A 12,122-nucleotide genomic window follows, 5' to 3' on the forward strand; every position below is an offset into this window, starting at 1 on the left:
TTAGAAAGGAGGTGATCCAGCCGCAGGTTCTCCTACGGCTACCTTGTTACGACTTCACCCCAATCACCAGTTTTACCTTCGGCGGCGTCCTCCTTGCGGTTAGACTACCGACTTCGGGTCCCCCCGGCTCTCATGGTGTGACGGGCGGTGTGTACAAGGCCCGGGAACGTATTCACCGTGGCATGCTGATCCACGATTACTAGCAATTCCGACTTCGTGCAGGCGAGTTGCAGCCTGCAGTCCGAACTGGGACGTTGTTTCTGAGTTTTGCTCCACCTCGCGGTCTTGCTTCTCTTTGTTTAACGCCATTGTAGTACGTGTGTAGCCCAAGTCATAAAGGGCATGATGATTTGACGTCATCCCCACCTTCCTCCGTTTTGTCAACGGCAGTCTGGCCAGAGTCCTCTTGCGTAGTAACTGACCATAAGGGTTGCGCTCGTTGCGGGACTTAACCCAACATCTCACGACACGAGCTGACGACAACCATGCACCACCTGTCTCCTTGCTCCGAAGAGAAATACTGTTTCCAGCATCGTCAAGGGATGTCAAGACTTGGTAAGGTTCTTCGCGTTGCGTCGAATTAAACCACATACTCCACTGCTTGTGCGGGCCCCCGTCAATTCCTTTGAGTTTCAACCTTGCGGTCGTACTCCCCAGGTGGATTACTTATTGTGTTAACTGCGGCACTGAAGGGGTCAATCCTCCAACACCTAGTAATCATCGTTTACGGTGTGGACTACCAGGGTATCTAATCCTGTTTGCTACCCACACTTTCGAGCCTCAGCGTCAGTTGGTGCCCAGTAGGCCGCCTTCGCCACTGGTGTTCCTCCCGATATCTACGCATTCCACCGCTACACCGGGAATTCCGCCTACCTCTGCACTACTCAAGAAAAACAGTTTTGAAAGCAGTTTATGGGTTGAGCCCATAGATTTCACTTCCAACTTGTCTTCCCGCCTGCGCTCCCTTTACACCCAGTAATTCCGGACAACGCTTGTGACCTACGTTTTACCGCGGCTGCTGGCACGTAGTTAGCCGTCACTTCCTTGTTGGGTACCGTCATTATCTTCCCCAACAACAGGAGTTTACAATCCGAAGACCTTCTTCCTCCACGCGGCGTCGCTGCATCAGGGTTTCCCCCATTGTGCAATATTCCCCACTGCTGCCTCCCGTAGGAGTCTGGGCCGTGTCTCAGTCCCAATGTGGCCGTTCAACCTCTCAGTCCGGCTACCGATCGTCGCCTTGGTGGGCCGTTACCTCACCAACTAGCTAATCGGACGCGAGGCCATCTCAAAGCGGATTACTCCTTTTCCCTCTGCTCGATGCCGAGCCGTGGGCTTATGCGGTATTAGCAGTCGTTTCCAACTGTTGTCCCCCTCTTTGAGGCAGGTTCCTCACGCGTTACTCACCCGTTCGCCACTCGCTCGAGAAAGCAAGCTCTCTCTCGCTCGTTCGACTTGCATGTGTTAGGCGCGCCGCCAGCGTTCGTCCTGAGCCAGGATCAAACTCTTTATAAATGATATTTATCACTTAAAAGTGTTAAATCTTGTTCGCTCAGCACGCAATCGCTTGCGTCCTGTGTGAATTACTTTTGGAATTGTTTTAAGTGTTTTTCCAAACACATAAAGGTTCCTTACAAGTTTTTCGATATTGTTCAATTTTCAAGGTCCTGTGCGCCTCAGCCTTGCGGCTGACGACCTGCTTATTGTACCACCGAAGTGGTTTTTTGTCAAGCCTTATTTTTTAGAAGCTTTTGAACTTTCTGAACTTGGAGCGCTTCAAACATCTCAGTGTCAGCTGGTATTTTCTGCGTCTATTGGTTCTTTTCAAGGGCTTCCTGCTAAGGCTTCGGAAGTCATTCTTTTGCCTCAGCGCTTGGCGCTCAAGTATAATACCACACCCCCGCCTCCTTGTCAACACTTTTTTACAGATTTTTTCCAATTTCTTCGCGATTTCTTTTGGAGGGGAGAAAGTCCCTCAATCGGAACGCCCCTCTCTGTCACCGCTGCACACACTTGCGTATCGGCGGCGGGTGCGCTATTATATATTATAATACATTATATTGTGCCGTGGAGGAGGGCTTTGTTTATGATACTCACCGTTAACATCGGCAACACCCATATCACTGTGGGCGGCTACGAACAGGACACGCTCCGGTTCTGTGGGCGGCTGCATTCTGATATGGATGCAACGGTGGATGAATACGCCATTCGTCTGGTGAATCTTCTCTCACTGCATGGTGCCGCCCCCGACCAGATCGAAGGCGGCATTCTGGGCAGCGTTGTCCCGGTGCTGAGCGGACGGGTGCTTTCGGCGCTGCACATCCTGTGCAAAGCCCGCATCCTGACGGTAGGGCCGGGCCTGAAAAGCGGCATCAAACTGCGGCTGGACAATCCCGCCCAGCTGGGTGCCGAACTTTTGTGCGGTGCCGTCGCCGCGCTGTCAGAGTGTTCCGGGCCGCTGGTAGTGATCTCTGCCGATACCGCCATTTCCATGATGGCTGTCAATGCAAAGCAGGAACTTGTGGGCGGGGTGATCCTGCCCGGGCCGCAGCTTTCGCTGAGCGCACTGGTAAAAAACACCGCTCAGCTGCCGCAGATCGACCTTGCCGCAAAGGCCCCTGCGTCCATTCTGGGCAAGAGCACCTCTTCCTGCCTGCAGAACGGCTTTGTACTGGGCACCGCCAGCCTTCTGGACGGTCTGGCTGAGCGTTTCTGTGCTGAGCTTGGCCCGCACACCGCCTTCTACGCCACCGGCAGCCTGCCCGCCGCCATCCGGGAAGCCTGCCGAACCCCCATTCTATACCGGGAGACCCTTATCACAGACGGGCTGTACCGCATCTGGATGAAAAACAAAAAGGGATAGCTTCATTTCGCCCGGATGAACGGCAGGCCTCTTGTTAGACATTCCTACGCGCTGGGCTGATTGCTTGCCCTGCTGCGCAGGGCCTGACGGGTTGCGTTTGCTGATTTTTCTGCAGTCCCTTGGCAGGGCTTTGAAAAATCAGAACGCGGCCCCAACAACTCCTCCCTGTTTCAGCCGCTGGCTGCGGTCGTCGTCGTTGCTGTTCGAATCCTCTCCGGTCGCACTGTAAATCGCAGCCTGTTGTTAGACATTCCTACAGGTTGGGAACCGCGGGCTATGCAAAGCCGCACTGTGGCTTTGCTTGCGGCGCTGTGCGCCGCCGCCCTGTTCGAATCCTCTCCGGTTGCACAAAAAGAATCCCCGGCACACGAAAGTGTGTCGGGGATTCTTGGTGCGACCGGGAGGATTCGAACCTCTGGCCTTCCGGGTCGGAGCCGAACGCTCTATCCAGCTGAGCTACGATCGCATACATTGACCTGTCGGTGTAATGTAGTATAGCACAGCCGCACAAAAAAATCAAACCTGAAATGTCGAAGCCATCTTGCAAAAGATGCACCGGTCCATATAATAGAGATGTGCCCCGGTGTGCGCGGGCACGGTTTTGTTTGGAACAAAGGATAAGAAAGAGAGTATGAGTTCGAATACCAAAACGCTGACCGAAGGGCCTCTGGCAAAGCAGATCCTTCTGGTCAGCCTGCCGCTGGCATTCTCCAACCTGCTGCAGGTTCTGTTCAACATGTCGGACGTGGCCGTGGTAGGCCGGTTTGCAGGCTCTACAGCGCTGGGCGCCGTGGGTTCCACCAGCATCCTTGTCAGCCTGTTCACCGGCTTTCTGATCGGCCTGAGCGGCGGCATCAACGTGCTGGTGGCCCGTTTTTACGGTGCGCGCCATGCCGGCGATGTGGAAAAGACGGTGCACTCGGCGGCCATCGTCAGCCTGATCGCGGGTGTGGTGCTGCTGTTCGTTGGCCTGCTGGGCTCCCCCTTCATGCTGCGGCTGCTGAACACCAAAGACGACCTGCTTCCCGGTGCCATTCTGTATCTGCGGGTGTACTTTCTGGGTATGCCTGCTCTGGCCCTGTACAACTTCGGCAACGCCGTGTTCAGTGCCATCGGCGATACCAAAAAGCCGCTGATCTACCTTTCCATCGCAGGTGCGCTGAACATCCTGCTGAACCTGTTTTTCGTCATCGTGTGCCAGCTGAGCGTGGTGGGCGTGGCGCTGGCCAGTGCCATCTCCCAGTGTGTTTCGGCCGGGCTCATCCTGCGCGCCCTGACCCGGGTGCAGGACTGCTACGTGCTGGACGTCCATAAGCTGCACCTTGACCCTGACCTGACCCGGAGCATTCTGGGGCTTGGCCTGCCTGCCGGGTTCCAGAACGCCATCTTTGCCATTGCGAACCTGTTCATTCAGGCAGGCGTCAATTCCTTCGACTCCCTCATGGTCAAGGGCAACAGCGCCGCCGCCAACGCGGACGCCATGATCTACGACTGCATGGCCGCGTTCTACATGGCCTGTGCAAGCTTTATGAGCCAGAACTACGGTGCTGGCAAGCCGGACCGCGTGAAAAAAAGCTTCTTCATCAGTCTGGCTTACTCCTTTGGTGTCGGCCTGATCCTGGGCGGGAGCCTGTTCCTCTTCGGGCGCAGCTTCCTTGCCCTGTTCACCACCGAGAGCGCCGTCATCGACGCAGGCATGAAGCGTGTGCGCGTGATGGGCCTTGCCTACTGCATCTCCGCCTTTATGGACTGCACCATTGCCGCGTCCCGCGGACTGGGCAAGACGATCGTGCCTACCATCATTGTTGTGATGGGCTCCTGCGTGTTCCGGGTCATCTGGGTCTACACCATCTTTGCCCACTTCCATACCATTCCCTCGCTGTATGCGCTGTACCCCTGCAGCTGGGCGCTGACCGCCGCCGCAGAGATCGTGTACTACGCGCACTGCTACCGGGAAGCCATGAAGATCTTCCAGCACCCCAAAGCGGAGCAGCTTCCAGATGCTCTGTAACACAAGAACCGGCAGCCCGCGGGCTGCCGGTTCTTGTTGTTTTATGAGGCTCTTTATTGATAATCGTGGTTGAGGAACATGGCCTTGATGACCACCACCTCGTCGTACTCCTCCTGTTCCACCTGCACATCTGCGTTCAGGGACTTCAGGCGGCTTTCCACGGCAGCAAGGGCTTCCGGCACCGTGACGGCGCGGCCCTCTTCAATGGCATCGCTCATCTGCTTGAGCACGATGGGATGGGCATACCGGCTGGGCACCGGGAACGCACCGCTGGGGTAGTGCTTCACGTACTCCGCCATGGCAGCTTCAGCCTTCTCGGCCCGCTTCATGATGGCGCTGTGGTTGTTGTGGGCGGTGGGCAGCATGTTGTAGCTGGAGAACAGGAAGATGGCTGCAAAGCCGAACAGCGCAAAGTAGATGCCATAGCCGCCGGTATGGGTGGTGACGGCATACAGGCCGTAGGCCGCAGAGACGATGCCCATGATAAAGATGGCCAGCGCCACATAGCGGTACACCGGCTTGCTCTGCAGCTGGGCGCGCTTGCGGCGCTCGGCTGCGCTGAGCTCATCGGAGAGGGCAGGCTTTGCTTCCAGATATTCCCTTGCCCTGCGCAGCACCGTGATGCTGTGGCGGGCTTCGTCGGTCAGCTCGCTTTCCGGCAGCTTGCGGGAGGCCTTTTCGGCTTCCTTCTTCTGCAGCATCTGCTCACCGGCTGCGCTGAGCAGATGGATCTGCGGCTGCTCTTTGGCCAGCACCTCCAGCAGCTTGTCCACGTCGCGCTCATCCTTGAAGTTGCACTGCTTCTGCTTGCCGCCGTCGTACTCTACCACAAGGTAGGCCATGGAGGCAAACATGCCCTTGCCGGTAAAGCCGCCGGAGCTCATAGCCACCCGCTTGAACACGCGGCTGATGCTGCCGTAGGGCAGATAATAGCGGCGGTCGATGTAAAAGCTGTTGAGGTACAGCGCCTTTTTGCCAACGCCGCAGGGGCCGATCTTTTTGCAGGACTTTTTGTCCTCCACCAGCTCCTGTTGATCAAGCTTTGCCATACCCAGCTGTGCAGGTTTGAAGATCATGGAAGTTCCCTTCTTTACTGTTAGTTTCCGGTCCGGCCGCAGATGCTGCAGCCATTCCAAATAAGATCACCGGTTCTATTTTCGCACCGCAGCCCTTAAAATGCAACCCCTCCGGCTGCTAAGATTTGCACAAAAGGTTTGTCTGTTATGTCAAAACACCCCCGTCACTGCAAGCACAGCGGCGGGGGTGTCAAAGTTTAAGGCTTATGCGGTGCGGCAGACGTCCTTATGCCTTCTGGGAAGCGGTGTGCTTCTTGGTAGCATGGATGAAGAGTGCCAGCATTGCGATTGCAAAGATGATGCCGATGGGGTATGCAACGGCGGTGTTGTAAGCGACCAGCTTGCCGTCTGCATAAGTATTGATCATCTTGCCCAGGCACTCAGGTGCCAGCACGAAGTAGGTGCAGGACACAGCGCTCATGAAGGTAGCGGGCACAGCGGTGATCCAGAAGTTCTTCTTCTCCTTGAACAGGTACATGGAAGCAGCCCACAGGACGATCATAGCCAGCGTCTGGTTGGTCCAGCTGAAGTAACGCCAGATGACGGTGTAGTTGATGAAGCCCAGTGCGTTGCCGATGCCCAGGAAAGCGCCGACACCCAGAACGGGGACACAGAGCTTCAGGCGGTTTGCGTAGCTGTCCTGATCGATCTTGAGCCAGTCGGACAGGGTCAGACGAGCGGAACGGAAGGCGGTATCACCAGAGGTGATGGGGCAGATAACGACACCGATCATAGCCAGTGCCACGCCAACCTTACCCATGGTCTTGAGGCAGACGTCGTAGATAGCGGCAGACTGACCGGCAGCCAGAGCCTCGGCCAGACCGACCATCTTGCCGTCGGTAATGGTGTACAGTGCGCAGCCAGCAGCAGCCCAGATCAGAGCGATGATGCCCTCGCTGACCATTGCACCGTAGAACACGAAGTGACCCTGCTTCTCACTCTTCATGCAACGAGCCATCAGAGGCGACTGGGTGGAGTGGAAACCGGAGATAGCACCACAGGCAACGGTGATGAACATGAAGCTCCAGATGGGGGTGTTAGAGGGATGCATATTGCTGAAGTTTGCCCAGATCTCGGGGATGGTGTAGGCGGGGTTGGTAAAGATGCCGAAGATAACGCCCACAGCCATGATGATCAGGCAGATGCCGAACAGGGGGTAGATCTTACCGATGATGGCATCGATGGAGATAAAGGTGGCGATGAAGTAGTACACCAGAATGATGATCAGCCAGAACAGGGTGGTGGTCACAACACCGGACATACCGCCGTTCTTGCACAGGGTAACGATCAGGCCTGCGGGGCCCACTGCGAACACGGTACCGACCATGATCAGCAGCACAACAGAGAACACACGCATGATGTTCTGCATGACAGGTCCGAGGTATCTGCCGGTGACCTCAGCGATGGATGCGCCATCGTTGCGCTCGCTCATCATACCGGAGAAGTAGTCATGCACACCACCTGCAAAGATGGTGCCGAAGGTGATCCACAGGAACACCACGGGACCCCACAGAGCACCCTGCAGTGCACCAAAGATGGGGCCCAGACCTGCAATGTTCAGCAGCTGGACGAGGAACAGCTTCCACTGGGGCATCACAACGTAGTCAACGCCGTCGTTGATGCGCACAGCAGGAGTTTCGCGGTCGTCCGGTCCGAACGTGTTGTCAACGATCTTGCCATAGACAAAGTAGCCGATGATCAAGAGCGCCAGACAGAGTAAGAAACTAATCATACCAGAAACCTCCTTTTTGATTCAAACCACAGCCAGCATTTTGCGTGCCCAGCTGCGGCTCTGACCAATCTCTGGCTTCATGTTAACACTTTTTTCATAAAGCAGTTAATATTTTTCTGGTATGGTTCCCATATCAAAAAGTATATGGCAAGATGCTTCCGCGGAATACCTGCAAAGAATTTTTATCGCATTTACGGCAATTTTTCTTAACTCTCCGGCAAAGACCTTTCCCGGAACCGGTCAAAACCGCTGCTGCCAAACTTTCCAGTCTGTTTTTGTGCAAGTTGCTCAATCGTTTTCGATTTTCTCCGCAAATCGTGATTTCTTTGCCTGAAACGCCGAAAAATACAAGGCACCCTCCGCCGAGCCGTTTCAGCGGAGGGTGCCTTATTCAGCAGATCATTTGTATATATGTTTGTATATATCGTGTCATGCCTTCTGGGCTGCCTTCTTCGTTGCGTGGAGGAAGACCGCCAGCATTGCAATGGCAAAGATGACACCGATGGGGTATGCCACTGCAGTGTTGTAAATGGTGGCGCCCTCTGCGGTCTTGCTGTTCAGCAGGCCGCCCAGGCATTCGGGAGCCAGAATGAAGTAGGTAGAAGAGACCGCACTCATGAAGGTGGCAGGCACAGCGGTGATCCAGTAGTTCTTCTTTTCCTTGAAGAGGTACATGGATGCAGCCCACAGAACGATCATGGCCAGCGTCTGGTTGGTCCAGCTGAAGTAGCGCCAGATCACAGTGTAGTTGATGAAGCCCAGCGCGTTGCCGATGCCCAGGAAAGCGCCCACGCCCAGAACCGGGACACAGAGCTTCAGGCGGTTTGCGTAGCTGTCCTGATCGATCTTGAGCCAGTCGGCCAGAGTCAGACGTGCGGAGCGGAATGCGGTATCGCCGGAGGTGATGGGGCACACCACAACGCCGACCATTGCCAGCGCGATGCCCACACCGCCCATGGTCTTGGAGCAGACATCATAAATGGCCTTGGATTGGCCCATGGCCAGCGCCTGTGCCAGACCGGTGTTCAATCCGCCGGTGACTTCGTACAGACTGCAGCCTGCAGCGGCCCAGATCAGAGCGATAACGCCCTCGCAGACCATTGCGCCGTAGAACACGAAGTGGCCCTGCTTCTCACTCTTCATGCAGCGGGCCATCAGAGGCGACTGGGTGGAGTGGAAGCCGGAGATCGCACCGCAGGCCACCGTGATGAACATGAAGCTCCAGATGGGGGTGCCCGATGGATGCATGCTGCCGAAGTGATCCCAGATCTCCGGGATGGTGTAGGCAGGGTTGGTGAAGATGCCGAAGATGACGCCGATGGCCATGATGATCAGGCAGATGCCAAAGATGGGGTAGATCTTGCCGATGACCGCGTCGATGGAGATAAAGGTGGCGATAAAGTAGTACACCAGAATGATGATGAGCCAGAACAGCAGCGAGGTGAGCACGCCGGAAGCACCGCTCTGGCTGCACAGCTCCACGATCAGGCCTGCGGGGCCTACTGCGAACACAGTGCCCACCATGATGAGCAGCACCACCGAGAACACGCGCATGACGTTCTGCATCACAGGGCCTAAGTATTTGCCGGTGATCTCAGCGATGGACGCGCCGTCGTTGCGCTCACTCATCATGCCGGAGAAGTAGTCGTGCACACCACCTGCAAAGATGGTACCGAAGGTGATCCACAAAAAGACCACCGGGCCCCACAATGCGCCCTGCATGGCACCAAAAATGGGGCCAAGGCCGGCGATGTTCAGCAGCTGAACGAGGAACAGCTTCCACTGGGGCATCACAACGTAGTCCACACCGTCATTGATGCGCACAGCAGGCGTTTCACGGTCGTCCGGGCCGAAGGTGTTGTCCACGATCTTACCATAGACAAAGTAGCCCACGATCAGGATCGCCAGACAGAGTAAGAAACTGATCATACCAGAAACCTCCTTTTTCTTTGTGCCGGAAGGATGGAAGCATTTTCCATATTTTCCATCCATCCCGGCCAGCTTTCTGGGTCTATGTTAACATATTTTTCATAAAAGTGATAATATGCTTCTGGTATGGGGGCATATCAAAGGCCATATACCAGCAAAGATTTTTAGCCGATGCTTCGTCTCTTTTTCGTGCGGTTTATCAACAAAAAGACAGCCGCGGCGCATAAAGCGCCGCGGCTGTCGGCCAAATTCCTTTGCTTTCCGGTTTTTCTGCATTCCGATGTTTTGCCAGTTCTTAACCGGTTTCGGCGGTCATTTCACGGTCAGCGCCGCCTGCTTGTGCAGCAGCTGCACAAAGGTCTGTTCCTCCGGGCGCAGGGTCCCCCTGTCCGGATAGACCAGAACATCCTTCATGCGCTGGCGCTGGGCCGGGCACTTCCTGAGCACCAGATGGTATTGTTCCAGCGCCCGCTTTGGCATGGGTGACGCCCACATATAGGCATTGGGCAGGTTCTGCAGGATGGAGAACTGGCTGCACCGCTCGTACACATGGATGCGGCGGTTCGGGTTCGTATGCCAGCGCAGGCCGCTGTCCTCGCCGCCGGGCAGTTGGAAATCACCGTGCAGGACTTCCATATAGCTGTTCAGCTGGGTGATATCGGTCACCTCGCACTTTGCCAGCGGGCCTTCGCGGTTGGTCAGCAGCCGGTATTCAAACTCCATTACCGGCTCCCGGTGCAGGCCGTGACGGTCGCAGTAGCGGCGGTAGTAATCCTCGTCCTCCTCCGCGTAGCGCAGCAGGGCCAGATGATAGCCCCGCCGCAGCACATGGTCCAGCGCTTCCATGGAGCCGGATTCCCGGATATGCACCCGCAGCTGCTGGCTTTCTGCCATCTGCTGCAAAAAATCCACCGTCGCGTAGGAAGCGTAGGTGGCGTGGGGCAGCACCACCCGCAGCTCCGCACAGCTGCTCTGCCGGCTGCGGGCGTCCAGATCCAGCCGGTCCACCTCGTCCAGCACCCGCTCTGCCTGCCGGATAAAATGCCGTCCCTGTTCGGTGGGGATCATGCCGGTGGACGAGCGCTCAAAGATACGGATGCCGTATTCCTCTTCCAGATTCTTGAGCGCCTTGCTCACATTGGGCTGGGCCGCATACAGCTGCTTTGCCGCCGCGCTCACCGAGCCCCACTTGCGGATGGCCACCAGATAACGCAGTTCCGTAATATTCATGTGACTGCCCCCTGTTCCAAAAATCATTCCTATTTTATCAAGCCGGGCGGCCGGCTGTCAAGCCAAATGCGGTTGACGCGCCCCGCGCAGAGCTTTATAATAAAAATGCTGTATTTACAAAAAGGAGTTTAGCTGCTATGGAGACTACCTACCGCGTTCTGCGCATTGACGAACAGCTGTACGGCTGTGAGGAGCTGCCCGCCGGTCAGCCGGTGCTGTGCGATGTCACGCTGGCCGACCCCGCCGGGGAGCGGCGCACCCTGCCCTACCCGGACAAAGAGCTCACCCGCCTTGGCATCGACGAGGGCAGCTCGGTCGTCCTGACCGCAGACGGAACGCTGAAAAAGGCATAAACACAGGAGGAACACATGAAAAAGATCAAAACCTCTGCCCTGATCGGTCTGGGTGCACTGGGCATCCTGTTCGGCCGCAAAATGCCCGGCGTGCAGGTCATCGCCGACGAGGACCGCATTGCCCGCTACTCTGCCGAACCGGTCGTCTGTAACGGCGAAGAATGCAAGTTCTCTTACGTCACCCCCGCCGAGGGCAGGCCGGTAGACCTGCTTCTGGTGGCCGTCAAGGCCACGGTGCTGGAGCAGGCCATTCAGGACATTGCAAAGTTCGTAGGGCCGGACACCGTCATCCTCAGCGTGCTGAACGGCATCACCAGCGAGGAGCACATTGACGCAGCCTATCCCGGCCACACCCTGTGGAGCGTTGCCATCGGCATGGACGCCACCCGCACCGGGCGCACGCTGGTGTTCAATCAGGCGGGCAAGATCCAGTTCGGCGAGCGCAGCGGCGAAATGACCGACCGTGTGCAGGCCGTGGCCGACTATCTGGACGAGTGCGGCATTGCCAACGAGCCCTGCGGGGATATCCTTTACAAACAGTGGAACAAGCTGATGGTGAACGACGGCCTGAATCAGGCCGCAGCCGCCTTTGACCAGCCTTACGGCGGCCTGCGCCAGCCCGGCGAGGCACAGGACATGATGCGCGCGGCCATGCAGGAGGTCATCCGGCTGGCGAACCTTGAGGGCGTGCCCCTGCCGCCGGACAACGATGTGAGATTCATCGACACCATGATGCCCACCTTCAACCCCGAAGGCATGCCCAGCATGCGGCAGGATGTGCTGGCAAAGCGCCCCACCGAGGTGGAGGAGTTTGCCGGTGTGGTGCGCCAGCGGGCCAAGAAGTACGGGATGCCCACCCCTGCCAACGACTTTTTCTACACCCGCATCCGCGAGATCGAGGCGGGATATGACCAGTAAGGAGCCGCCC

At 56.7% G+C, this 12,122-nt stretch carries 8 protein-coding genes, 1 tRNA gene and 1 rRNA gene; 4 read left to right on the top strand and 6 right to left on the bottom strand.

The window, feature by feature from the left end; genetic code table 11:
- Positions 1–4: 4 nt before the first annotated feature.
- Positions 5–1,515 (bottom strand): 16S ribosomal RNA (locus tag MTP37_RS12770).
- Positions 1,516–2,086: 571 nt separating this feature from the next.
- On the opposite strand from MTP37_RS12770, the gene MTP37_RS12775 reads away from it, so the two are divergent.
- Positions 2,087–2,863, top strand: coding sequence for a type III pantothenate kinase (locus MTP37_RS12775; RefSeq protein WP_249237586.1), 777 nt, complete (start codon positions 2,087–2,089; stop codon positions 2,861–2,863).
- 389 nt (positions 2,864–3,252) lie between these two features.
- Here the strand turns inward: MTP37_RS12775 and MTP37_RS12780 are convergent.
- Positions 3,253–3,329, bottom strand: a tRNA-Arg gene (locus tag MTP37_RS12780).
- A gap of 165 nt (positions 3,330–3,494) precedes the next feature.
- Between MTP37_RS12780 and MTP37_RS12785 the strand changes: the two genes are divergently transcribed.
- Positions 3,495–4,874 (top strand): MATE family efflux transporter, encoded by a 1,380-nt coding sequence (locus MTP37_RS12785; RefSeq protein ID WP_249237587.1) that lies wholly within the window; start codon positions 3,495–3,497, stop codon positions 4,872–4,874.
- A 53-nt stretch (positions 4,875–4,927) separates the two neighbouring features.
- On the opposite strand, the gene MTP37_RS12790 is transcribed toward MTP37_RS12785, so the two are convergent.
- From MTP37_RS12790 to MTP37_RS12805, 4 genes are all read right to left on the bottom strand, one after another.
- Positions 4,928–5,950 (bottom strand): ATPase P, encoded by a 1,023-nt coding sequence (locus tag MTP37_RS12790; RefSeq protein WP_249237588.1) that lies wholly within the window; start codon positions 5,948–5,950, stop codon positions 4,928–4,930.
- 226 nt (positions 5,951–6,176) lie between these two features.
- Positions 6,177–7,682 carry a carbon starvation CstA family protein gene (locus MTP37_RS12795; RefSeq protein ID WP_249237589.1) on the bottom strand — a complete coding sequence of 502 codons (1,506 nt, stop codon included), beginning with the start codon at positions 7,680–7,682 and terminating at the stop codon, positions 6,177–6,179.
- 429 nt (positions 7,683–8,111) lie between these two features.
- Positions 8,112–9,611, bottom strand: coding sequence for a carbon starvation CstA family protein (locus MTP37_RS12800; protein ID WP_249237590.1), 1,500 nt, complete (start codon positions 9,609–9,611; stop codon positions 8,112–8,114).
- A 312-nt stretch (positions 9,612–9,923) separates the two neighbouring features.
- A complete protein-coding gene (locus MTP37_RS12805; protein WP_249237591.1) occupies positions 9,924–10,841 on the bottom strand; it encodes a LysR family transcriptional regulator in 918 nt (305 codons plus the stop codon).
- A gap of 137 nt (positions 10,842–10,978) precedes the next feature.
- Here MTP37_RS12805 and MTP37_RS12810 point away from each other — a divergent pair, with 137 nt between their 5' ends.
- Complete coding sequence (locus MTP37_RS12810) at positions 10,979–11,194, top strand: hypothetical protein (protein WP_249237592.1); 216 nt, start codon at positions 10,979–10,981, stop codon at positions 11,192–11,194.
- Positions 11,195–11,209: 15 nt separating this feature from the next.
- Positions 11,210–12,112: a ketopantoate reductase family protein gene (locus MTP37_RS12815; RefSeq protein ID WP_249237593.1), complete on the top strand. Its 903-nt coding sequence runs from the start codon at positions 11,210–11,212 to the stop codon at positions 12,110–12,112.
- The last annotated feature ends 10 nt before the right edge of the window (positions 12,113–12,122 follow it).

This window comes from Faecalibacterium sp. HTF-F (genome assembly GCF_023347535.1).
Lineage (GTDB): Bacteria > Bacillota > Clostridia > Oscillospirales > Ruminococcaceae > Faecalibacterium > Faecalibacterium wellingii.

Bases quoted from the DNA above. Each gene is read 5' to 3' on its own strand.
- MTP37_RS12775 (WP_249237586.1), top strand. From the start codon at position 2,087: ATGATACTCACCGTTAACATCGGCAACACCCATATCACTGTGGGCGGC.
- MTP37_RS12785 (WP_249237587.1), top strand. From the start codon at position 3,495: ATGAGTTCGAATACCAAAACGCTGACCGAAGGGCCTCTGGCAAAGCAG.
- MTP37_RS12790 (WP_249237588.1), bottom strand. From the start codon at position 5,950: ATGATCTTCAAACCTGCACAGCTGGGTATGGCAAAGCTTGATCAACAG.
- MTP37_RS12795 (WP_249237589.1), bottom strand. From the start codon at position 7,682: ATGATTAGTTTCTTACTCTGTCTGGCGCTCTTGATCATCGGCTACTTT.
- MTP37_RS12800 (WP_249237590.1), bottom strand. From the start codon at position 9,611: ATGATCAGTTTCTTACTCTGTCTGGCGATCCTGATCGTGGGCTACTTT.
- MTP37_RS12805 (WP_249237591.1), bottom strand. From the start codon at position 10,841: ATGAATATTACGGAACTGCGTTATCTGGTGGCCATCCGCAAGTGGGGC.
- MTP37_RS12810 (WP_249237592.1), top strand. From the start codon at position 10,979: ATGGAGACTACCTACCGCGTTCTGCGCATTGACGAACAGCTGTACGGC.
- MTP37_RS12815 (WP_249237593.1), top strand. From the start codon at position 11,210: ATGAAAAAGATCAAAACCTCTGCCCTGATCGGTCTGGGTGCACTGGGC.